Origin of the sequence: Legionella maceachernii (genome assembly GCF_900167045.1) — a bacterium.
GTDB lineage: Bacteria > Pseudomonadota > Gammaproteobacteria > Legionellales > Legionellaceae > Tatlockia > Tatlockia maceachernii.
Genome location: NZ_FUXJ01000013.1, coordinates 95,954 through 119,032, shown reverse-complemented (window position 1 = coordinate 119,032; position 23,079 = coordinate 95,954). Strand labels below are relative to the sequence as shown.

The window sequence follows — 23,079 nt, the reverse complement described above, 5'->3', positions numbered from 1 at the left end:
ATTCAAGGAAGTACGATGCGTTCAGCTTATGTTTATATTCTTGCGAGTCGGCCTAATGGTACTCTTTACGTAGGTTCTACGTCAGACATCATTAAACGAACTTGGGAACACAAAAATAAAGTCATTCCTGGTTTCACTGCTCAGTATAACGTACATATGCTGGTCTATTATGAAGCACATGAATTATACGTTGAAGCAGCACGACGTGAAAAACGTTTCAAAAATTGCCAAGACAATGGAAAATAAATTTAATAGAGAAACTAAACCCTGAATGGCGTGACCTGTATGAAGAAATTTGCCAATGATTTAGATCGAATGGACGCCGCGGACAAGCCGCGGCACGTAGGCGGCAGGTGAATTGTCAACAGACCCTAGAATTCGCATTATAACATAATAAAAATAATTGAATTTTTTGGAGAATTTTTCTAAAACAAGCTTCATTGACGACTCTTATTATTTATCCGATAAAAACCAAATGGAATAATAATAAAATAAATCTTGCCTTCTCCCCTTTTTTCTTATAAAAATCTCTTTCTTGCTGCCCTGCGCCATAAAAAATTATGGACAAAATAGAAAATTATTGTACAATTTTGTGGGCCAATCCATTTTTTATTTTTGAGGATTAAACAGTTAGTGATTAATCATAAAAATAGTAGTACGCCAATTAGCGACGGCGGTTTTAGGCGTGCTTTAAAAGATCGCCATGTACAATTGATCGCTTTAGGCGGAATTATTGGCTCGGGCTATTTTCTTGGAACCGGAGCAGTGGTGAATGACGTGGGGCCTGCCGTCTTCATTGCTTATATACTCGGTGGCCTCATCATTTATCTCACTATGCTGTGCATGGGGGAATTAGCCGTTGCAATTCCCATCTCAGGCTCTTTTATAACCTATACCGCCGATTTTATTTCTCCAACAGTAGCCTGTGGTGTTGGTTGGTCTTATTGGATAAGCTGGGTTGCTTATATTCCCGCAGAATGTATTGCGGGTGGCATCATCATGCAGCATTTCACAGGAGTTAATGGTTATGTCTGGGCGGTGTGTTTCGGCCTTTTAATTACTTACATCAATATTTCCAAAGTCGGTACATTTGGTGAAATTGAATTCTGGCTTGCCATCATTAAAATTGTCGCTCTGATGGCTTTTGTTGGACTTTCGATTCTTATCTTCTTTGGATTGATTCATGGGCCTCAACCTCCCGGTATCATCGGCGGACGATTTATCTTTGACCAAGGAGGTTTATTTCCCAATGGCAGTATGGCCTTGTTAACAGCCATGGTCCTGCTTCTCGTCAATTATCAAGGTTCCGAAATTATCGGCCTTGCTGCAGGAGAATCAATTAATCCAGCCCGGATGATTCCTCGCGCAATACGCACTGTTACTTTTAGAATCCTATTCATTTATATTATCCCTGTATTTTGCTTGGTACTCATTTTTCCTTGGCAAAAAGCAGGTTTGGCTAACTCCGTTTTTGCCGATGCATTAAATTTCTATGGCTTACATTGGGCAGGTGCTGCAACGAGTTTTGTTACCCTTACAGCGACCCTATCGTGCTCAAATTCAGGGGTGTACGGTATCGTAAGATCACTGAATGCGTTAGCTCGTAACGGTATGGCTCCCCATAAATTGGGTAAACTTAATCGTAATGCAGTACCCCAAAATGCTGGAATTGTTACGCTAATCTCTATTTGGGTCTTACTCGCAGCGGGCTATTTCTTTGGCCAATCCATGCTGTATATTGCCTTGCTTCTTGTCTCAGGTTTCACTGGGGCAACTGCTTGGATTTCTCTCTGTTGGGCACAAATTAATTTCCGTAAACGTTTATATCAAGCGGGCTATACCACCGCTGATTTAAGCTACAAAACACCTGGTTCCCCTCATACAGGAATTGCCGCCATTGTTTTAATGTCCCTGTGCCTAATATTTTTATTATTAAATAAAGATCCTACTTATAAAATGGCATTTGTTATGGGCTTTATTAGTTTTGCGGTGCCTATTTTAATCTATAAATTAGGTGGTTTTTCCAAACGGAGAGACGCTGCAGTAGAGATGAATAATCAACTTCGGTTTAAAGACATATTCCCCGATAGAAATGCACATCAAGTTAGCTAGGATTAAGATAGGTTGGGTCTGTTTGGCCCAATTCACTAGTTTAATACGCTACAAAACTCGATATACTTTACCTGTCTGCAATCCCTCCACACTTTTGCTGTATGCGAGGGCCACTCGCGCCGCGCTTACTGACACAAATCCCCTGAAGTAATCCCCATAACTATCCATCGCTTCAGTGATCACGGTTGGACTAACACAGTTGATTCGTTGTTTTTTGGGCATTTCTATTGCAGCGGCAAGGACAAAGGAATTGAGAGCCCCATTTACCATGGAGGCCGCGCTCCCATAACGAATCGGATCTTCGCTTAATATTCCACTTGTTAAAGTGAAAGAACCTCCTTCATTGAGGTAATTTCTACCAATAAGCACAGTGTTCACTTGTCCCATGAGCTTATCTTGCAGACCAATCGTATATTGCTGTTCATGCATTTCCATGAAATCGCCAAAATGCACTTTCCCTGTTGTCAATACCACCCCATCTACACGATTAATTTTTTTAAACATTGCTTCGATCGAGTTCTTATTGCAGATATCAACCTTCACATCACCTGACGCACAACCCGCCTTGATGATGTCGTGTCGAGTTTGTAACTCATTAACCACTGCTCTGCCTATTGTTCCAGAAGCACCAATCACAATGATTTTCATGTCTATTCCTAATTTAGTCATAGGTTAGCAAGTAATTAAAAAAATATACGCTAGATTAGAGTAATTGAGAAGTAAGTGACTGAGTGGGTCAAAATTCACAGTTCACGTATTTGTCTGCTAAATAAAGTTTACAAAGCTCATTCATTTCCCCTGAAAAGCGCATTTCCACCAGGGATTGATCGATACTATTTCTAATTGGGCTGTCCATGGGATAAATAAATGCAAACTCATTATTGCTAAATTTAAATCCCGATACCTCTAAATCGTCCATGCTCCACTCACTAATCGCTCTACTAAGGATAAGTGAATCTTCCACTACGCCAAACACTTCTCTATCTTCCACTGCTTTCAAAGCACTTTTAAGATCAGGCTTAGCCACCGGAATAGCGAGAACATTATGGATAAATTTAACGTAGGCTTCCCCTTTTATATACGCCAATTTTTTCCCCGCAAGATCATGAACATTGCGCACTGGATCATGGGCACTAATTATTCTCGCAGTAAGGTATGCGGTGTAAGTCGAGGAAATGGTCAGAGTAAACATAATGACAATAACAAACCAGAGCATTAATGCGGCTCGAGCCGCCACACTCTTAGGCGTATAAAACATTCCACCACCCAAGAAATGCGTTATAAACACCCAAAGTGAAAAGAAAAATCCCTTAAAATACGTTTTAGGTATCTCTGGATTTTTTGCACGTTCTACAAACCAAATGACGTTTGAAATGATTAACATACCAATCAATATCGCTATCATGATGGCCAATGGTATTGTCTTAAGTACGTTGTAAAAAGCATCAGCTAGTGAAGCGGATTGCGTGTTAAACCCAAGCTTGATTTCACTTAGAAAAAAGGGTCTACCGTAATTGATGCGTTTAATACGATCATTAGTAACGATCATAGGCCCGATGAGGATATCGTATTTTTTGGCCACCACATCATTGATCGCCGCCTCAATATTTTGATCAAGGAGGATCAAGTTGTAGTGCCAATGTTGCTTTTCTGCTATTGCTTTAAAAATATCAACCACTAAACCACTTAATGCGTTATCTTGGTAAATTGCGAAAGGCGGCTTATTAATAACACCAACACGAATAGGCTGCATTGCGCTTCCTAATAAAGCGTTGGGTATCGTTTCGGAAAAAGCGTTATTGTTGCCCCAGAGCAATAATGCACTGAATAAGAGGCCTTTTATCAATTGATATGCTTTGCTCATTGCGTCATTCACATTAGGGTATAATTGGTTCATAGTTACGAATAAAGGTAGACGCTTTTTCAATATCAGGGGTTAAGATCCTGTCTTCGTTTAAAAAAGGTACCTGCTTTCGAAACTCTAAAAATAATTGTAACGTATTGGCGCCTAAGCTTAGTTGAGGGTCTTTAATTTTCCTTAAGTCAATTGCCTGACTTGCATGCATTAATTCGATGCCCATAACCGCATAAAGATTGGTCAGAATTTGTTTCGTTTTTTCAATGGCCAATAACGAATTTGTAGCCACATCTTCAATTTCGCCTGCGACCGGATAATTGACTGCTTGTATCGATTTGCCAAGCTCTTGGATACTATCATTCAAGTAAATGAGCGGTTTTTGTATTGCCCCAAAAGCAATAGTGGTTTGGTTAGGTGAGAGGAACCGGGATAAATGGGTAAATCGGGGAGTACTCAATTTGATTGTTCTTTGGGTGGAACTGGCTGATAAATGGCTTAACGCAATGTTTAATTCTTGAAAATTTAGTACCCAGGGGATGGGATCAAAATTTGCAGTAGGTATGACGGCTCCAGTCAATTGATTATCACTGATATAATAAATTTTTTCTTGCGCAGATGAATTCGCATCTGGAATGATATCCAGAATAACCGCTGGATTATCGTCGGAAGAATTAATTTGCAGGTAAAGATTTTTTTCGAGTATATCCAAGACATCGCGTGCGGCACCATTGACTTGGCTTTCTGTACGAAAACTCAATGGATCCTGAAGTGCCCGTGTTGGTGAAAGGGAAAAAAGATAGGAGCCGGTCAGGTTTTTAAGAACATTTTTTGCCGACTTTTGTTGTCCGGAATAAGGACGAAGTTTTTGTACTGGCTCCATAAAAGGGGCGATGTTTCCATTTAACCCTTCTAAGCTTAATGCCGTCAGCAAATCATATTTATCAAGTAATTTTCTTAGATCAAAAACTGTTAATGCTCCAGCCGCAGCCGCATAAGCGTTTGAACTAAATAGTGCAAGCGCGTCTTTTGCATAGAGATTCAAGGGTTGTAAACCAGCTAATTTTAATGCCTCACTTGCACGCATTTTTTTATTCAGATAAAGAACCTCTCCCTCCCCTATCATGGCAAGCCCTATTTGAGCAAGAAGCGTAATATCACCTTCCCCTATGGTTCCACCTGAAGGAAAAAGCGGGGTAATCCCTTTATTCAGAAACGCTGCAAACCTATCAATAACGGCTGGCTGGACACCCGCATGCCCCAGCAATAGAGTATTCAATCTCACAAGCATCGCCGCACGAACCTCATCAATTGGCGCTATATGGCCGACAGAGGCACTTGTAGCATGAAGGTTTTTTAAATTAAATTGTTCAGATAATTTTTTTGCCTCAGATGAAAGGATACTCCCATGAAATATCGTTTTATCCTTGTTTAAACCAACGCCACGATTTAAGCCATAGATAGGTAAATTTTTTTCAGTTGCCAAAAGCAATAATTGATGTGATTTCTCAACCCTGATTGCTGCATTACCGTCTATTTTAATGGGTTGCCCTTTCCTTGCAACATTAACAATGTCATTAATGGTAAGATTTGAGCCAGTCAAAATTAGCGCTTCCGTTTGAAAGGAATACACAGACTGAGAATAAAGCAGAAGGGTTAAAATAAAAAATTGGACTTGTGAAATTTTTCGAATACCAAACACTAACATAGTTTAAAATCCTTTTTTCATTTATGACTGAGAGGATAGCACTGATTCTCGAGGAGTCTGCAACGTCGTTTCTAAAATGCCTCTACTTATTAGTGTAATTTTTGACCATTCGGCACTTTAAACTCCGTTGTCACTAAGCAAATTGCCCCTGTCTCATCAGCAAACCCAACAAGAAGAAACTGTGATTTGAATCCGGCGATATTTTTTTCTCCCAGATTGACACAGCCAACGACAGTACGACCTACTAAGGATTCGGGAGTATAATGGACGGTAACTTGAGCAGAGGTCTGCAAGACACCGATTTCTGGACCAAAGTCAACCCAGACTTTGTAGGCAGGCTTTTTCGCTTTGGGAAAAAATTCGACTTTCACTACCGTACCAGAGCGTAAATCGACTTGAGCAAAATCATCATAACTAATCGTCATACGTAGCCAATCCTTCTTCTCTGCTACAGAATAGGTTACTACCTATAGCAATTTCTAAGCAATTTCTTCGGGTTGGGTATTAAATTCCGGTACCAAATTTTTTAATAACACATACAGCTCTTTGTCGTTATGTGCTTCACAGGCAATGGTTAGCAAATGCATCGCCTGGATAAGTTCACTCCATTCCAGCTGGCGAAATTTGGCTTTAAATAATTTTTCATGCTCGGTGGGCGATAGTTCTTCAGAGATATGGAAAAGTTCTTCATACAGTTTTTCACCAGGCCTTAATCCGATATATTCTATGGCGATATCCTTACCGGGTTCTTTACCAGCTAATCGAATCATTTGTTCAGCAAGGTACCGAATTTTAATTGGTTCCCCCATATCCAAGACGAAAATTTCCCCACCTTGTCCATTGACCATTGCTTGCAAGATGAGCTGCGAAGCTTCGGGTATTGTCATAAAATAGCGCTGGATATCTGGATGAGTTACAGTCAAAGGCCCTCCTGCTTGCAGCTGTTTTTTAAACAACGGCACTACTGAACCGGCTGAACCGAGCACATTACCAAAACGGACGGTAATAAACTGGGTTTCTGTTAGACTATTTAAGTTTTGGCAATAAATTTCCGCCACCCGCTTGGTGGTCCCCATCACATTCGTTGGGTTAACTGCTTTATCAGTCGAAATAAGGACGAATTTTTCCACGCCTTCGGCCACACTGGCTTCAGCAATAACCTGAGTTCCTAGCACATTATTTTGTACAGCCACTCGGATTTGTTCCTCAAGCATGGGCACATGTTTATAGGCAGCTGCATGAAAGACAATTTGTGGCTTAAATTCATGGAAGACAAAGTCGACAGCCACTTTGTCAGTGACCGAAATCAATTGAAGTTCAAGCGTTATTTTGGGAAACTTGCTGCGTAACTCACCCTCTATTTTATATAAATTGAACTCTGAGTTATCAATCACTAACAATTTGCTTGGTTGCAATGTCATAATTTGGCGGCAAAGCTCTGAACCTATGGAGCCCCCGCCACCCGTAACAACCACTCGCTTATCTTTGATATTTGCGGCAATTTTATCCCATTGCAGTTGGACTTGATCGCGCCCTAATAAATCCTCGATATTTACATCGCGCAGCGCATTGACTTCAACGCGACCTGCAGCTAATGCGGATATGCTGGGTAAAGTTCTAAAGGGAACATTGCAAGCTTCACAATGATCAACAATTCGGCGCATCAATGCGGAACGTGCTGAGGGAATAGCAATAAAAATCAAATCGACACGGTATTGGACCACAAGTTCTCTTAAATCCCTGATTTGTCCTAAGACTCTCACGCCGTGAACTTCTAACCCTCTTTTATTAATATTATCATCCACTAACCCTACAGGGAGATAAGATTGGGTGCGCTTCAAATCACGGGCTAAACTTTCACCCGCTCGACCAGCACCAATGATGAGAACTCTTTTTATAACGCTTGACTCCCCTCTCTTGTCCTGGTATTCCCAGAGAGAACGCCGTAACAATCGAGCACTACACAGCAAAACAATTAATATCATTGCATATAAAGGAGGGACTGAGCGTGGAATGTGATGAAGGATAGTGGTTAAATAGAGTGCTGGAATGGTTAGCACTGTAGCGCAAAGTGTCGCTTTAATTATTCTTGCCACATCGTTTAAGGAGGAGAAACGCCAGAGGCCTCGATGAACTTTGAAGTAGCAATAACAGACAATCTGTAATGTCGCTAAGATTCCTAACGCGGATAAAGAATAGGCTGTTGCGATACCGCTTGGGAATGGTTGCATATTAAAACGTAACCAATAAGCGCAATACCAGGCAAGAGGAATTGCTACAATATCGAACGCAATAACTGCAAATTTTTTGTTGAAATTAAAAGAAAAAGGAGCATTCTGCATAATTTATATTCGAACCTCTTATCCAGGCATCTCATTAGGCCTGTTGAATGAACATAAGATCCATCAGTCTCTTTGCAAGTAGGGCCATTTAACCAACCAGAGTATCTTGGGTATATATACCCGTGATCCTTCAAAACGCTATTTTTGGTCTATTGCTTTTTCCGCCTGGGATTATTTTAAAACCTCGCAATAGGGCTTGCTATTACTCGTTTTTAAAATAATCCCAGCCAAAAAAATCAAGTTGCCCAAAACATAGCATTTTGAATGCATCACGGGTATATACTACTACAGCTTTAATTTAATAGGGTATAAATTTCATAACGATAAAGGTGCGGTTGTGAATTTGCCCTAAAAACCGCACGAAACTGGTAAATATGGGTTTGTTTTAATTGGTTATGTAAACACAAATCTGCTGGAGTATAAATGGCTTTTCCATTTTTCTCTACCAGTGAGGTGAGTATAAGTACTTGTGGTTTTGTCACAAAAACCTCATTGCATAATCGCTCATAGGTATTATTCATTGGTGGCCTCGTCATGGATTTGTTATTTAAGCAATAAGAATCAATAAAACGCAGGGAACTAAAATAAGGGATTTGCCCGCTATCACCTAATACCACCTGGCTATGAGGTGCAACATTATACTTTAACCAATTCAGAACTTGCTCGCGAAGCTGTATTCCCGCTTGGGGATTGAAAGTAAAATGTCGATAATTGGCTAAATTTAAAAAAGGAATAAAAAGAAAAGCAATCCAGACTGCACTCATTAAAAGGCTTATTTGATAAACACTGTCTTTCTTAGGAAAAAAATAACCCGAAATATGGCTTATCCCTAAAAATGCAACCGGCAAAAGCAAAGCAAAAGCAGGAAGAAACAAGCGATTTTCAAAAGCAGCAACGGGATCAGCGTCTATTAATAAAATCAAATAAAGCAAACTCGGTAACCAAAAAAAATAATGACGCTTGTCTTTCCCTTTAAACAAGACAGGTAAAGACAGAATAAGAAAAGGCAAGGCTAAGTACAGGTATTGTCTATCCATGACAGCAAAGAAATTCATGAAACTTTTGCAGTAAACAGGATTAGGAAATAGTTGACCGTAATAAATCCATCGCCACATAAAATAAGGGACGAAAATGACCATACAGGTTACACACCCTCCTAATAGTGCTTTGTAATATTCTGTTTGCTTGTCTTGCGGCCTATCGTAGAACGCTAAACCCAAAAAAAGTAGCATCAGCGCTGGCGCTTCAGGGCGTGTTAATCCTGCAAGAGCAAGTAAAAATCCAGCTATCACAAAAAAGAGCACACGGGGATTACTTCTTGGTTGAGGATAAAAGCGATACCCCATCCCTTTTAATAAAAATAACAATGAAAAACAAATGAGCGATTGATAAACCGTGGTCTCTAAGCCACTTACGGCCCAAATGATTTCTCCTCGATAAAGAAGCAGCCACAAAGAGGGAATCAGCGCAAACCAAGAGGTAAACCACAGGCGCGAAAGACAATAAAGGGCAATGGTACTCAGAAAAAGGCCCACTACCCCCATCGCTTTAAGAACAATAATTGGATCAAGCCATAAGCGAATGGCAAGAGCCGCTAAGACAACAAAACTAAAATTTGAATAGCCTTCTACAGGCTCTTCACCGACATTCCATAGCAATCCATTGCCTGCTACCCAATTTTTTGCATAACGCAGGCTAATATACATGTCGTCAATAGTAAAAGGCCATATTGCAATCACTTGCAGAATCAGCAGATAACAGAAGATTAAAAAAAGCAGTCCAACCAGTAATCCTTTTGTCTTATTCATTTAAACAAGGCGATAAAAGTTAAAATTAAAAAGCATAAAAAATTAAAACGGGACAAATTATCGCTAACAAATAAGGACACTGGATCGTCATTATCGCTCCCCCTCATGGTTAACCAAACAAAACGCCACAGGCCTATCGCAGCAAAGGGCAAGGTTAGAAGAAAGTAATAAGACTCTTCATGAGCGTAAATGGTGTAAAGAAGATAAACAATGAAACAACTGACTGCGGCCGTAATAATCATGGCATCCAACCCACGAAAAGAATACTTTTTAAGCACGGGTCTTGTTATATATTTTAGGCCTAATTGCTTTTCCAATCGACGTTTACAAAGGGCAATGAAGAGGCTTATTAAGGTCGCTGTAAGGGTTAACCACCAAGAAATCGGTAATCCTATACCAATGGTCCCCGCTAAAACACGAAGCATAAAACCACTCGCGATGCATAACACATCAACCACAGGCAAATTTTTGAGAAAATGGTTATAAGCTAGGTTAATAAGCAAATAAAGCCCTAAAAGAGCCGCAAGATTGGTTGAAATAAACAAAGCCAGGATCACACCGCCCAGCAGCAAAACAGCTAACATGATGAGCGCGAAATCCAGTGAAACCTCTTCCGAAGCAAGCGGTCTTTTACGTTTATGCGGGTGTAACCTATCTTCCTCTCTATCCTGAATATCGTTATAAATGTAAACGGCACTGGCAATTAGGCAAAATGAAAAAGCAGCCAATAGGGCATCGGGTAAAAACGCGAGAGAGCGAGAATACAAAACCCCGAGGAGTACAAAAGCAGCCTTAGACCAATGAGATAATCTAAGTAATAAAAAAAATTGTTTTATTGAGGTCATACTCAAGCCTAGGCAGCAACTTCTGAATTTCTAACTATATCATCAGTTTTTCAATAGGTTAATTAACTTTTAGAATTTCTATAAGACTCCTCGTTGAGACGTCGAACTTTGGGCATTTTTAAAAATACGGAGATTGCAGGATAGTCATTAGAAACAGCCAATTAATTTTTATATTTGGAAATTCTGTATGGGTAAAACATTATCCAGTTGAGTGCATTTAATCATTAACCCCATAACATAGAGAATTAGAACAATATTTAACAATGAAAATGAAGTGCCGTCATTAAATTGGATTGGAACTGTCAATAAAAAAATGCTCAAGCCCATATTTCTCAGCGAGATGATTACCTAAAGCTTGAACACCATAGCGTTCGGTCGCATGGTGGCCACAGGCAAAATAATGAATACCTAGTTCTTTTGCTTGGTAATAAGTTCGCTCAGAAACTTCCCCGCTTAGATAAGCATCAACACCAAGGGCGTAAGCCTCTTCAATATAATCTTGAGCGGCACCGCTACACCATGCCACGCGCTGGATTGCTTTTTTACTTCCTGAAATATAAAGCGGTTTCCTTTGCAATTTCTCCTGAATGCACTTTTGAAACTCTTCCGTAGTGAACGGATTTGCCAATGTTCCTGACCACAACAAATTCGGTGTTTTACCAACTGGATGCTTTTTAATCGATTCAATATTTAATAATGCAGCGAGACAAGCGTTATTACCAAATTGCGCGTGACAATCAAGGGGTAGATGATATGCAAATAGTGTTAAATTATGGTTGATTAGTTTGGCAATGCGATCGCGTTTCGTCCCTCTTATAACAGGCGTCTCTCCTCGCCAAAAATACCCATGATGGACCAATAAGGCATCAGCCTGCAAAGAGACAGCTTTTTCGATGGCCTCCAACGAAGCGGTTACGGCTGTGCAAAGGCGATGAATTTGGCCTGTACCTTCGATTTGTATACCATTGGGGGCATAATCATCCATGGTGGCACAGGCCAATAACTCATGTAAATAAGAGGCTAACTCATCGCGTGCGATCACCGTGCTGAAGCCCTTTTAATGTCAGCTCCTAACATGGAGAGCTTCTCTTCAATCCGTTCATAACCACGATCCACATGATACACACGCTCCACAACTGTTTCTCCTTCAGCAGCAAGACCGGCTAAAATTAAACTTGCTGAAGCACGTAAATCAGTTGCCATGACTGGAGCGCCAGTTAATTTCTCAACACCAGTGACCATGGCCGTATTGCCATTTAAATGGATCTGGGCTCCCATACGCTGTAATTCCTGAACGTGCATGAAACGGTTTTCAAAGATATTTTCAATAACAGAAGAAGAACCATCAGCAATTGCATTTAATGCCATGAACTGTGCTTGCATGTCCGTGGGAAAAGCGGGATAAGGTGCAGTTGAAATATTGACTGCTTGTGGACGCATTCCATGCATATTTAAAGTAACCCAATCTTCCCCTATCGCTAATTCAGCTCCCGCTTCCTCAAATTTACACAACATGGATAATAAATTATCAGGCTTTACCCGTCGGACAGTCACTTTACCTCGAGTTATGGCGCCTGCTGTGAGATACGTACCGGCCTCAATACGATCCGGCATCACCGTATAACTTCCTCCAGACAATGTTTCAACCCCAATCACTTCGATAGTAGGCGTACCTGCACCAGAAATTTTTGCACCCATTTGTATTAAAAAATTGGCTAGATCAACCACTTCCGGCTCACGAGCGGCATTCTTAATAACGGTTTTTCCTTCAGCGAGAACCGCAGCCATTAATATATTTTCAGTTCCAGTGACTGTTACGGTATCAAAAACCAACGGTTTACCCTGCAAACGTCCTTTTTTGCAACGCGCTTTGATGTAGCCATTCTTTACAGTAATTTCAGCACCCATGTTTTTTAAAGCTTTAAGATGCAAATCAACAGGACGCGTTCCTATTGCGCAACCACCGGGTAAAGAAACGTCCGCTTGGCCAAATCGAGTGAGTAAAGGGCCAAGCACCAAAATAGAAGCTCGCATGGTTTTTACTAATTCATAAGGAGCTACGTATTCATTAATATGGGAGGCATCTACTTGCACGTTCATTTTTTCATCGACAGTCAATTGTGCACCCAATTGTCCAAGCAGCTCCATCATCGTCGTGACGTCGCGAAGATGTGGGACATTAGCGATAGTTACGTTATCTGCAGCAAGAATTGTTGCCGCCATAATGGGTAATGCCGAATTTTTTGCGCCCGAAATAGTCACCTCTCCGCTCAGCATCTTGCCGCCACTTATAATTAACTTATCCATGATTTTTCTCCCACTCTTCTTTTGTCAAAGTTTGCATGCTCACCGCATGCAGGCTTCCGCTTGTAATATAATCCCTTAATTTTGCATATACCCATTGTTGTCTTGCGACCTTTGATTTTCCTTGAAACGCATTGGAAACCACCGTTAGCTGATAATGATAGCCATCCCCAGCAACTTTAACGAAATCGACTTCTCCCGTTTCAACAAGACAACGTTCTATCTCTTCATTATTAATCATATTACTGCCCTAGCTTATTTGCATAATGGAACTTCTAACATTCCATCCACACCACAAAATTCTGCTAAAGCTTGAATCGCTTTAGGCATTCCGTCAATTTTGCAAACCTTATTTTGCTCTTTGCAGAGTCGTCTTGCTTCAATTAACAAAGCAAGACCAGCACTATCGCAATGAAGAACCTCACTTAAATCGAGATGCAACACAGCTTCTTTATTTTCATGACAAAACTTAAGCAAACGCTGACAGTCCGATTGGACTGTCGCAAAAGTCATTTCAGGAGAGGGTTTGAAGGATTGTGCTTGCACGTTACGCCGCCTTTTTGCTTTGTTGTTGCATTTGGCGGATTAAGTCTTGCATGCTTGAATTTTGTAAGGCTTCAGCAAACTGCGATCGGAAGCTTTGTAGAAGGCTAACCCCTTCAACACTCAAATCATAAATCTTCCATTTGCCATTGTTGAAAATGAGGCTGTAGCTCAGAGGAATATTCTTACCATTGGAGCGAACAATAATACTGTTTACACGAATAAATCGACTTTCCAGAGAGCCTCTAATGGGCAGGAATTGAATTGTTTCGTCAGTGTATTCAGCTAAGGGGGTTGCGTAAGTCCGAATGACTAATTGAGTAAACGCTTTTGAAAATTGTTGTTTGTCAGCTGCAGAAGCTTGCATCCACGCTTTACGACCTAGTACCGAGCGTGACATACCACTTACATCCACATTAGGCAATAGATGCCGTTCGACCGCTTGGTAAATAACATGCTGATTATTTTTTAAATTGGATTTATTCTGCTTCAACGTAGAGATAATTTGATTGGCAGTATTTTCGAGCATCGGAATTGGAGATGAGGCTGCCCATACCCACGAAGTCAAGGATAATGCAACGAATAACACAATTGTTTTTATTCCCTTCATAGTTCACCTATTTTTTAATATTAAATAAAAGCTGGCCAATCAAATTCTCAAGAATGATTGCTTCTTGTGTTTTAGGAATCATATCTCCTTCCCGCAAGTAAGGATGATCCTTGCTGTTTTCATCCTCAAATCCGGGCACAATGCTGATATAGTTTGAACCAATCAAACCTTCAGTAAGGATACGTGCTGAAGCATCTTCATAAGGAATAGGTTTATCGTTACGCAATAACATGGTCACTTTAGCATTTAATTCCCCAGGTTGTAATTCGATGCGTGTCACCTCTCCAATTTTGACGCCAGCAACAGTGACAGGGGCTCTTACCTTAAGACCACCAATATCCGTGAATTCGGCAGATACATGATAGCCTTTGGGCGAAACTAAATTAGAAACACCACTCACTTTCATCACCATAACGAGTAAGGCAAGCAAGCCTAGCAACATAAATAGCCCTACGCTTATATCAATACTTCGCTGCCTATGATTCATCTACCAACCTCCAATCATCACTGCTGTCAAAAGAAAATCGAGTCCAAGGACTGCCAGCGATGAATAAACTACTGTTCGCGTTGTCGCTTGACTGATACCTTCAGCTGTAGCAATACAATTAAACCCTTGAAACACAGCTATCCATACTACTACGAATGCAAACACGATACTTTTAATGATGCCACTTAATACATCTACTCGAAAGTTGACAGCAGCCTGCATGTTTGACCAAAAACTACCTGCATCAACCCCTAACCACTGCACTCCTACAAAATACCCCCCATACACGGCAACTGCTGAGAAAATTAACGCCAGCACCGGCAAAGCAATAAGACCTGCCAGAAATCGTGGATAGATGACGCGTCCGAGAGGATCTACACCCATCATATCCATGCTTGCCAATTGCTCCGTGGCTTTCATTAAACCAATTTCCGCAGTCAATGCAGAACCAGCGCGCCCTGCGAAGAGTAATGCACTGATTACTGGTCCCAATTCTCTAGCCACACTTAAGGCTAAAAGTTGCCCTAATTGGCTGGTTGCCCCGAATTTTTGTAAGGTGTTATATCCTTGCAATCCAATAACCATGCCAATAAACATGGCTGAGACGACAATAATTAAACAAGACAGCACACCAATAAAATGCAATTGACTACGCAAGGCTGGCCAGAGACGAGGTAAATCCGGATTCCGCGAAAAAATACTTAATAGGAAAACACCAGAGCTCCCCATTACTTGCAAAGAACTCAAGCCACGTTGTCCCAAGCGCGCAAGCGTCTCAAGCATTTAGCAACTCCTCTGTATAAGGGCGCGCCGGATAATGGAAAGGCACAGCGCCATCCGCTTCACCATGCATAAATTGTTTTACTTGCGGGTCGGTAGATTCTTTTAGCTCCGCTGGCGTTCCTTCCCCGATTAAACGACCGCCTCCAATCAAATAGATGTAATCTGCAATGGAACAGGTTTCCTCAACGTCATGTGAAACGATAATAGTTGTTGTTTCTAATAATTGATTTAAACGCTTAATGAGCCGAACTAAAACACCCATAGAGATGGGATCTTGGCCTGTAAAAGGCTCGTCATACATCATCAGCTCAGGGTCAAGAGCAATGGTTCTTGCCAGAGCAACCCGTCTTGCCATCCCCCCCGAAAGCTCATAAGGCATCAACTGAGCGGCCCCCCTTAATCCCACAGCTTCCAGCTTCATTAAGACAATATCGCGCAGCATCGCTTCATTTAATTGAGTATGCTCTCGTAAGGGAAAAGCGACATTATCAAAAACCGATAAATGAGTGAACAGAGCAGAACTTTGGAACAGTAAGCCCATTTTACGTCTGGCTAAATATAAGTTTTTTCGCGATAGTTGATGAATATTAACTCCATTTACTAAAATTTCACCCACTTCTGGTTCTAGCTGAGCGCCAATTAAGCGCAAAAGTGTGGTTTTACCACTTCCACTTGGCCCCATAATGGCTGTAATCTTTCCTCGCTTCATCACCATATTAATACCGTCAAAAATATGGCGCCCGCTTCTTGAGAAGCTAAGGTTGGTGATCTGCACCAAATTTGCCCGCATTTAGTTTGTTCCGACGCTCGATTTAATAATTGATTATACCTGAATATAAATTTTCGCCTACAAAAATTTAGTCCCTAATCTTGAACCCAACTCGCACGGTTTCTTGATGTGATTCTACTAAGCATCAGGAGATCCCTCACTCTATTCAGGATGACAGGGTGTTATCGTCCTGAGCAACGCGAAAGGATCTCCTTGGGGGGTTAGTGCCAAGAGTTGGGAGGTCCTTCGCGTTGCTCAGGATGACAGTGGTGTTGTCGTCCTGAGTGAAGAGAGGGATCTCCTTGGGAGGTTAGTGCCAAGAGTTGGGAGGCCCTTCGCGTTGCTCAGGATGACAGTTGTGTTGTCGTCCCGAACGTAGTGAGGGATCTCCTTGGTGGGGTTAGTGCCAAGAGTTGGGAAGTCCTTCACGTTGCTCAGGATGACAGTTGTGTTGTCGTCCCGAACGTAGTGAGGGATCTCCTTGGTGGAATTATTGCCAAGAGTTGGGAGGTCCTTCGCGTTGCTCGGGATGACAGTGAGTGGTATGTCGTCCCGAACGTAGTGAAGGATCTCCTGAAATTCACTGCTTTCATGCGAATTCTATTTTTGTCCTACAAAGAAAAAATTTACTATGCTAGAATTTGAAACCTGCTTAAATAAGAAAGACTAAGGCTGACAGGTAGAGCGCATATGAATTTTTGCAAATTAGGCCTTGCGGTCATTGAAACAGAAGCACAAGCAGTATTCGAGCTAACGCAGCGTATTGATGAAAATTTTGAAAAGGCTTGTAAGCTTTTACTCGACTGCAAAGGTCGTGTCGTAGTAACAGGGATGGGCAAGTCAGGTCATATTGGGCATAAAATTGCTGCTACTTTTTCAAGCACAGGAACTCCCGCCTTTTTTATGCATCCTGGTGAGGCAAGTCATGGTGATTTAGGCATGATCACCCGACAAGATACAGTACTTGCTATTTCCAATTCAGGATTTACCAATGAAATTGTGACCTTGTTGCCTCTTTTAAAACGGCTTGAAGTTCCCTTAATTACTCTCACAGGCAATAGCGAATCAACTTTAGCTAGGGCAGCGAATGTCAATCTCGATATCTCTATTCGACAGGAAGCATGCCCATTAGGCCTAGCACCAACCACCAGCACCACGGTATCATTGGTTATGGGGGATGCACTGGCGATAGCCTTACTGCAAGCAAGAGGCTTTAGCGCTGAAGATTTCGCCTTATCTCATCCAGGAGGCGCTCTTGGCAGGCGTCTTTTGCTTCGTATTGATGAGCTATGCCATCATGGTGATGAGTTGCCTTTAATAAAGGAAGACGCGACAATTAGAGAAGCGTTGATTGAGGTCACCGCGAAAAAATTAGGCATGACTTGTGTCATTGATGCGCATGGCTATCTCGCTGGCGTATACACCGATGGTGACGTAAGAAGAACACTTAATCAAAATGTGGATATTAATATCACCCCCATTAGCAGTGTGATGAGCAGAAACTGCAAAACTATTAAAAAAGGATTACTCGCCGCAGAAGCCTTGGCCATTATGCAAAAACACAGCATTACTTCCCTGGTGGTGATTGACGAAGAAAATAGACCCGCTGCCGTTGTTCACTTACATGATTTACTGCGTGCAGGTGTTTTTTAACTTCAAAGAGACGTTGAAAGAATGAATGAATTATTAGAAAAAGCAAAAAATATAAAATGCCTAATCTGTGATGTGGACGGGGTTTTAACAGATGGCCTCCTTTACATCGATAATTTTGGAAACGAATTAAAAACATTCTATGTTCAAGATGGCATGGGATTAAAATTTCTTATGGCAGCAGGCATTCAAGTGGCAGTCATTACCACTTCGCAAAATGCGGTTATTGATCACCGCATGAAACAGCTGGGTATTCAACATTATTTTAAGGGACAGGTTGACAAAAATGATGCTTTTAACCAGCTTAAGCTGCGTTTAGGCTTAAAAAACGAGGAATTTGCCTACATTGGAGACGATCTCCCTGATTTAGCCATTATTCGGCAAGTTGGCCTTGGCGTCGCGGTAGCCAATGCAGTTGATCAAGTGAAAGAATTTGCTGTTTGGCAAACGGAGCAAGCGGGAGGTCGCGGTGCAGTGCGGGAAGTTTGTGACCTTATTCTTAATGCCAAGCAGGTTTACGAAATGGCTCTAGCAAGGTATTTGACATCATGAATGCAGCAAAGCAAGCGGCTTGGCTGTTTTGTTTATTAGTCGCGTTAGCCTGCTCTGGTTGGTATTATGCAAGTTCGCGGTCGGTAACCCGGCTTGATGATACAACACTCTCTAACTCGCCCGATATGATGATTACTAATCTTTCCGTGAAGCAATTTGATTACAACGGAAAACTTACTAATTTTTTGCTTTCTCCTGAAGTACAACATATTCCAAACAACAATATGCATTTTTTCGCTTCACCACGCCTAGCTCTCTCGGAAGCCAATCAGCCGGCTTGGGAAATTAGTGCAAAGCAAGCACAAGCAATCCATGGTGGAGAGCGAATTATTTTTACTAATGACGTGCTCATTCATCAAAATCAGGGTGAACATAATCAGGAAAGTACACTAAAAACGGAGGAACTCACCTATCTTCCAAAAGATAAATTAGCCACTTCAGAAACCACCGTTCATTTTGAACAACCAGGTAGAACTGTACATTCTGAAGGGATCAAAGTTTATCTTGCTGATAAACGGGTGCAATTGAGTCAAGCACGTGCAACTTTTGAGCCGAAAAAAGATGATGCTTAAAACTCCACTCTTAAAATTTATTGCCCTACTCCTGTTGTTATTAGCAACCCCTCTGTGTTTCGCATTACCTGAGGATCGTGAAAAACCGGTTGAACTGTCGGCGGATACAGCAGATTTGAATCAGCAAACGCACCGCGGAGAATTCATAGGGCATGTGCAGCTCGATCAAGGGTCTTCTCATCTGCGGGCAGCAAATGCCATTACTGAAGGAAATGCGCAAAATAAGCTGGTGTTAGCCATAGCCAATGGCGACCAAAAGGAACAAGCCCATTTTTGGATTCTGACTGAACTTAATAAACCACCCCTGCACGCTTATGCCGATGTGATCCGCTACCATCCTGACCAGCATTTGATTGAATTAATTGGTAACGCCCGGGTAGTGCAAGGTGAAAATTCTTTCTCCGCACCCAAGATCAGTTATGATACACTTAAGCAACATGTGGTCTCTAAAAGTGATGGAAAAGCACGAACAACCATTATTTTCCATCCTGAGAAATAATTATGAGTGAGCTGTTAGCACGCCATCTTAAAAAGTCATTTAAAACGCGCACTGTGGTCAATGATGTGAGCATCAATATTCGCAGCGGCGAATGTGTCGGTTTGCTTGGGCCTAATGGTGCAGGCAAAACGACTTGTTTTTATATGATTGTCGGCCTGCAATCGTGTGACGAAGGCCAAATCATTCTCGATAATAATGATCTGACGAAAGCTCCCATGCATCAACGCGCGCGCATGGGTATTGGTTACTTGCCCCAGGAGGCTTCTGTATTTCGCAAATTATCTGTGGCCAATAATATCTTATCTATTCTGCAATTGCGGGAAGATTTAGACAATAAAGCGCGTAAAGACAAATTAGAGCAATTGCTGGACGAGTTTCATATTACCCACTTGTATCATAGCTTGGGAATGAGCCTTTCAGGAGGAGAGCGACGACGCGTCGAAATCGCGCGCGCTTTGGCCATTGAACCCACCTTTATTTTATTGGATGAACCCTTCGCTGGAGTAGATCCCATTTCTGTTTTAGATATCAAACGGATTATTTCGCATCTGTGTGATAAAAATATTGGCGTACTCATTACCGATCATAATGTGAGAGAAACACTCGATATTTGTGAAAGAGCGTATATTGTGAGTCAAGGTAAAATACTGTGTGAAGGCACCCCTAAGGCAATTCTCGATAATCAGCAGGTACGCGCGGTTTATTTGGGGGAAGAATTCTCATTATAATTTCAGCGCACTGCGCAAGGCTCCTTTGCACAAGGAGATCCCTCACTCACGTTCGGGACGACAATATCTCATCCCGAGCAAAGCGAGGGACCTCCTGACTCTCGCTCGGGGCCACGATATGTCATCCCGAGCAAAGCGAGGAACCTCCTGGAACCCGCTCGGGGCCACGATATGTCATCCCGAGCAAAGCGAGGGACCTCCTGGCACTCGCTCGGGGTCACGATATTGTCATCCCGAGCAAAGCGAGGAACCTCCTGGAACCCGCTCGGGGCCACGATATGTTATCCCGAGCAAAGCGAGGAACCTCCTGGAACCCGCTCGGGGTCACGATATGTCATCCCAAGCAAAGCGAGGGACCTCCTGACTCTCGCTCGGATCACGATATTGTCATCCCGAGCAAAGCGAGGGACCTCCTGGCACCCGCTCGGGGTCACAATATTGTCATCCCGAGCAAAGCAAAGGACCTCCTGGCCCATGGCAATAATTTAGCTTTAATAAAGATCGACTATGTTAATTCTCATTGATAATTACGACTCCTTTACCTACAACCTCGTGCAATACTTTCAATGCTTGGGGCAAGACGTTCGTGTTTTTACGAACGATGACACTTCCATAGAAGCAATAGAACAGTTATCACCTGAATACCTGGTCATTTCCCCAGGGCCTAAAGGGCCTGAAGCGGCTGGGATTTCATTGACAGCAATTCAGCATTTTTATCAACGCATTCCTATTTTAGGGGTTTGCTTAGGGCATCAATGCATTGCTCACAGTTTTGGTGCTTCCATTATTCAAGCGCCAGAAATCATTCATGGGAAAACATCACGCATTCATCACCATAAACAAGGTCTTTTTCGTAATCTTCCAAGTCCATTTAAAGCAACACGTTACCATTCTCTCGCTGTGGATATAAAAACACTACCCCCTTGCTTTGCTATCGACGCTTGGGCTCAACAAACAATTATGGCAATATCTCATCGTCAATATCCGCTTTATGGTCTACAATTCCATCCTGAATCGATTTTAACTGAATACGGCATGAAGCTCTTGGCTCAATTTCTACACCATGAAAATAAATAATCTCTTAGAACAACTGATTGCGGATGAGCATTTAACCATTTCCCAAATGCAGGAATTGATGCATGCCTGTATGCGCGGCGATTTAACTGATGCTCAGTTTGCAGCCTTTTTGGTTTTAATGCGTAAGAAAGGCGAAACCGTTGACGAACTCACTGCCGCTGCAAAAGTCATGATGGAATTTGCTCACTGCATCGATTTAGGCGACGATCTCATCGATATTGTCGGGACTGGCGGTGATGGGAAAAACACATTTAATGTGTCCACTATCAGCAGTTTTGTTGCTGCAGCAGCGGGCGCACATGTCGCGAAACATGGTGGTCGCTCCGTGTCCGGACGAAGCGGTAGTGCCGATTTACTATTCCAAGCAGAGTTTGAACTTTACCTCACCGATGACCAATTGGCGCAATGCATGCAGCAATGCGGCATTAGCTTTTTATTTGCCCCTCATTTTCATCAAGCCATGCAACATGCCAGACAAGTCAGGCAGCAGCTTGGAATACGAACCTTATTTAATATCCTAGGTCCCTTGGTTAACCCCGCACGGGTTAAAAAACAAGTGATGGGAGTCTTTGCTAAACACTGGCTAGAGCCCCTCGCTAAAGTTCTTGCTAATTTAGGCAGAGAACGAGCGTTAGTCATTCATTCGCACGATGGCATGGATGAAGTCAGTATTGCTGCCATTACCGATGTGGTTGAATATCACCATGGCCACTTTAAGCATTGGTCTATCGATCCCAAAGAACACGGTTGCTTTCATGCGACACTGGATGCCATCATCGTTGACTCCCCTGCCGAAAGCCTTGCTCTTGCCGATGAAGTGTTCAATGGCACTCGAGGTCCAGCACGGGATATCGTTTTATTAAACGCAGCAAGCGCTCTTTATTGTGCTGAGCTTGCAGAAAGTTATGCTGAAGCCGTAAGAAAAGCTGAGTTGGCTATCGACAGCGGCGAGGCAGCACGACGATTCACCCGACTAAAAGAATTAACTCGAACGCTGACAGGCAAATCATGAACAGTATTTTAAATCGCATTGCTGAGCACAAAAAACAAGAAGTGGAATTTGCAAAAAAGACAACCTCTTTAGACAGTTTAATTCATCGTGAAATGCAACCCATTCGCGATTTTATCGGTGGTTTACAGCACAAAAGCCCCGCAATCATTGCTGAAATTAAGAAAGCTTCACCGAGTAAAGGATTGATTCGAGCTGACTTTGATGTAGCATCCATTGCAAAAATTTACGAAGAACACGGGGCAAGCTGTCTCTCAGTGCTCACTGATGTTCACTTTTTTCAAGGCTCCCCTGCGTATTTATCACTGGCAAAGGCACACTCCTCACTACCCGTCCTACGTAAGGATTTTATTATTGATCCCTATCAAATTTATGAGAGTCGGGCATTGGGTGCCGATTGTATTTTATTAATTGTTGCTATGCTTGATGACAAACAGCTTCAGGATTATTGTCAATTGGCACAAACGCTTAAAATGGCGGTTTTGGTGGAAAGTCATACCCTTGAGGAATTTGAACGCGCGCTTCAATTGCCGACGCCTTTAATGGGAGTGAATAACCGCAGTTTACACAGCTTTGTTACCGATATTAAAACGAGTCTCGAATTAGTCCAGTATCTTCCGCCCGATAAAATGTTGGTTACTGAAAGCGGTATTAACACGCATGAGGATATCCAATTAATGCAAGAAAACGGAATAAACATTTTTCTGATTGGGGAAAGTCTAATGCGAGCACCCGATATTGGTGCAAAACTGAAAGAGTTTATGGGTTAAAAAGTAACCGCACTTCATTCGGAGTGGTTATATATTTGTTTTACTGTGCTAAATTT

24 protein-coding genes and 1 pseudogene are annotated in these 23,079 nt (G+C 42.0%); 10 read left to right on the top strand and 15 right to left on the bottom strand.

Going from position 1 to position 23,079, the window contains the following annotated elements; translation table 11 throughout:
- The first annotated feature begins 15 nt into the window (after positions 1 to 15).
- Both B5D33_RS11920 and B5D33_RS11915 read left to right on the top strand, forming a co-directional pair.
- Positions 16 to 305, top strand: a pseudogene (locus B5D33_RS11920) (GIY-YIG nuclease family protein).
- Between the two features lie 328 nt (positions 306 to 633).
- A complete protein-coding gene (locus B5D33_RS11915) occupies positions 634 to 2,112 on the top strand; it encodes an amino acid permease (RefSeq protein WP_234802505.1) in 1,479 nt (492 codons plus the stop codon).
- Between the two features lie 48 nt (positions 2,113 to 2,160).
- On the opposite strand, the gene B5D33_RS11910 is transcribed toward B5D33_RS11915, so the two are convergent.
- From B5D33_RS11910 to B5D33_RS11840, 15 genes are all read right to left on the bottom strand, one after another.
- Positions 2,161 to 2,760, bottom strand: a complete 600-nt coding sequence (locus B5D33_RS11910) for a short chain dehydrogenase (protein ID WP_058451415.1) — start codon at positions 2,758 to 2,760, stop codon at positions 2,161 to 2,163.
- A gap of 88 nt (positions 2,761 to 2,848) precedes the next feature.
- Complete coding sequence (locus B5D33_RS11905) at positions 2,849 to 3,976, bottom strand: transporter substrate-binding domain-containing protein (protein ID WP_160158652.1); 1,128 nt, start codon at positions 3,974 to 3,976, stop codon at positions 2,849 to 2,851.
- A 13-nt stretch (positions 3,977 to 3,989) separates the two neighbouring features.
- The gene (locus B5D33_RS11900; RefSeq protein ID WP_058451413.1) at positions 3,990 to 5,675 is read right to left on the bottom strand and encodes an HAL/PAL/TAL family ammonia-lyase; all 1,686 of its coding nucleotides are present in this window, start codon (positions 5,673 to 5,675) and stop codon (positions 3,990 to 3,992) included.
- Between the two features lie 89 nt (positions 5,676 to 5,764).
- Complete coding sequence (locus B5D33_RS11895; protein WP_058451412.1) at positions 5,765 to 6,100, bottom strand: tRNA-binding protein; 336 nt, start codon at positions 6,098 to 6,100, stop codon at positions 5,765 to 5,767.
- A 54-nt stretch (positions 6,101 to 6,154) separates the two neighbouring features.
- Positions 6,155 to 8,017 carry a nucleoside-diphosphate sugar epimerase/dehydratase gene (locus B5D33_RS11890; protein WP_058451411.1) on the bottom strand — a complete coding sequence of 621 codons (1,863 nt, stop codon included), beginning with the start codon at positions 8,015 to 8,017 and terminating at the stop codon, positions 6,155 to 6,157.
- A 293-nt stretch (positions 8,018 to 8,310) separates the two neighbouring features.
- Positions 8,311 to 9,825 (bottom strand): hypothetical protein, encoded by a 1,515-nt coding sequence (locus B5D33_RS11885; protein WP_058451410.1) that lies wholly within the window; start codon positions 9,823 to 9,825, stop codon positions 8,311 to 8,313.
- The gene (locus B5D33_RS11880; RefSeq protein ID WP_058451409.1) at positions 9,822 to 10,670 is read right to left on the bottom strand and encodes a decaprenyl-phosphate phosphoribosyltransferase; all 849 of its coding nucleotides are present in this window, start codon (positions 10,668 to 10,670) and stop codon (positions 9,822 to 9,824) included. Before B5D33_RS11880 ends, B5D33_RS11885 begins: the two co-directional genes overlap by 4 nt.
- Before the next feature lie 283 nt (positions 10,671 to 10,953).
- A complete protein-coding gene (locus B5D33_RS11875; RefSeq protein ID WP_078767438.1) occupies positions 10,954 to 11,712 on the bottom strand; it encodes a Nif3-like dinuclear metal center hexameric protein in 759 nt (252 codons plus the stop codon).
- Positions 11,709 to 12,977 carry a UDP-N-acetylglucosamine 1-carboxyvinyltransferase gene (gene murA / locus B5D33_RS11870; RefSeq protein WP_058451408.1) on the bottom strand — a complete coding sequence of 423 codons (1,269 nt, stop codon included), beginning with the start codon at positions 12,975 to 12,977 and terminating at the stop codon, positions 11,709 to 11,711. Before murA ends, B5D33_RS11875 begins: the two co-directional genes overlap by 4 nt.
- Positions 12,970 to 13,215 (bottom strand): BolA family protein, encoded by a 246-nt coding sequence (locus tag B5D33_RS11865; protein WP_058451407.1) that lies wholly within the window; start codon positions 13,213 to 13,215, stop codon positions 12,970 to 12,972. The genes murA and B5D33_RS11865 overlap by 8 nt, the downstream gene beginning before the upstream one ends.
- A gap of 14 nt (positions 13,216 to 13,229) precedes the next feature.
- On the bottom strand, positions 13,230 to 13,520 hold the full coding sequence (locus tag B5D33_RS11860; protein WP_078767437.1) for an STAS domain-containing protein: 291 nt from the start codon (positions 13,518 to 13,520) through the stop codon (positions 13,230 to 13,232).
- A 1-nt stretch (position 13,521) separates the two neighbouring features.
- Positions 13,522 to 14,127 (bottom strand): MlaC/ttg2D family ABC transporter substrate-binding protein, encoded by a 606-nt coding sequence (locus B5D33_RS11855; protein WP_058451406.1) that lies wholly within the window; start codon positions 14,125 to 14,127, stop codon positions 13,522 to 13,524.
- A gap of 7 nt (positions 14,128 to 14,134) precedes the next feature.
- Positions 14,135 to 14,614: an outer membrane lipid asymmetry maintenance protein MlaD gene (gene mlaD / locus B5D33_RS11850; RefSeq protein ID WP_058451405.1), complete on the bottom strand. Its 480-nt coding sequence runs from the start codon at positions 14,612 to 14,614 to the stop codon at positions 14,135 to 14,137.
- Complete coding sequence (gene mlaE, locus B5D33_RS11845) at positions 14,615 to 15,397, bottom strand: lipid asymmetry maintenance ABC transporter permease subunit MlaE (protein WP_058451404.1); 783 nt, start codon at positions 15,395 to 15,397, stop codon at positions 14,615 to 14,617. It abuts the gene before it with no gap.
- Positions 15,390 to 16,187, bottom strand: coding sequence for an ATP-binding cassette domain-containing protein (locus tag B5D33_RS11840; protein WP_058451403.1), 798 nt, complete (start codon positions 16,185 to 16,187; stop codon positions 15,390 to 15,392). The genes mlaE and B5D33_RS11840 overlap by 8 nt, the downstream gene beginning before the upstream one ends.
- A 669-nt stretch (positions 16,188 to 16,856) precedes the next feature.
- Here B5D33_RS11840 and B5D33_RS11830 point away from each other — a divergent pair.
- The 8 genes from B5D33_RS11830 to trpC all read left to right on the top strand — a co-directional run bounded on the left by B5D33_RS11830 (position 16,857) and on the right by trpC (position 23,023).
- Positions 16,857 to 17,819, top strand: a complete 963-nt coding sequence (locus B5D33_RS11830) for a KpsF/GutQ family sugar-phosphate isomerase (RefSeq protein ID WP_058451976.1) — start codon at positions 16,857 to 16,859, stop codon at positions 17,817 to 17,819.
- A 21-nt stretch (positions 17,820 to 17,840) separates the two neighbouring features.
- Positions 17,841 to 18,368 (top strand): KdsC family phosphatase, encoded by a 528-nt coding sequence (locus tag B5D33_RS11825; RefSeq protein ID WP_058451977.1) that lies wholly within the window; start codon positions 17,841 to 17,843, stop codon positions 18,366 to 18,368.
- Entirely contained in the window at positions 18,365 to 18,940 is a 576-nt protein-coding gene (lptC, locus tag B5D33_RS11820; RefSeq protein ID WP_058451978.1) for an LPS export ABC transporter periplasmic protein LptC, read from the top strand. Before B5D33_RS11825 ends, lptC begins: the two co-directional genes overlap by 4 nt.
- Entirely contained in the window at positions 18,933 to 19,439 is a 507-nt protein-coding gene (gene lptA, locus B5D33_RS11815; RefSeq protein WP_058451980.1) for a lipopolysaccharide transport periplasmic protein LptA, read from the top strand. Before lptC ends, lptA begins: the two co-directional genes overlap by 8 nt.
- Positions 19,440 to 19,441: 2 nt before the next feature.
- Positions 19,442 to 20,167 carry an LPS export ABC transporter ATP-binding protein gene (gene lptB, locus B5D33_RS11810; protein WP_058451979.1) on the top strand — a complete coding sequence of 242 codons (726 nt, stop codon included), beginning with the start codon at positions 19,442 to 19,444 and terminating at the stop codon, positions 20,165 to 20,167.
- A gap of 507 nt (positions 20,168 to 20,674) precedes the next feature.
- Positions 20,675 to 21,244, top strand: a complete 570-nt coding sequence (locus B5D33_RS11800; protein WP_058453174.1) for an anthranilate synthase component II — start codon at positions 20,675 to 20,677, stop codon at positions 21,242 to 21,244.
- The gene (gene trpD / locus B5D33_RS11795; RefSeq protein ID WP_058453173.1) at positions 21,231 to 22,256 is read left to right on the top strand and encodes an anthranilate phosphoribosyltransferase; all 1,026 of its coding nucleotides are present in this window, start codon (positions 21,231 to 21,233) and stop codon (positions 22,254 to 22,256) included. The genes B5D33_RS11800 and trpD overlap by 14 nt, the downstream gene beginning before the upstream one ends.
- Complete coding sequence (gene trpC, locus B5D33_RS11790) at positions 22,253 to 23,023, top strand: indole-3-glycerol phosphate synthase TrpC (RefSeq protein WP_058453172.1); 771 nt, start codon at positions 22,253 to 22,255, stop codon at positions 23,021 to 23,023. The genes trpD and trpC overlap by 4 nt, the downstream gene beginning before the upstream one ends.
- The last annotated feature ends 56 nt before the right edge of the window (positions 23,024 to 23,079 follow it).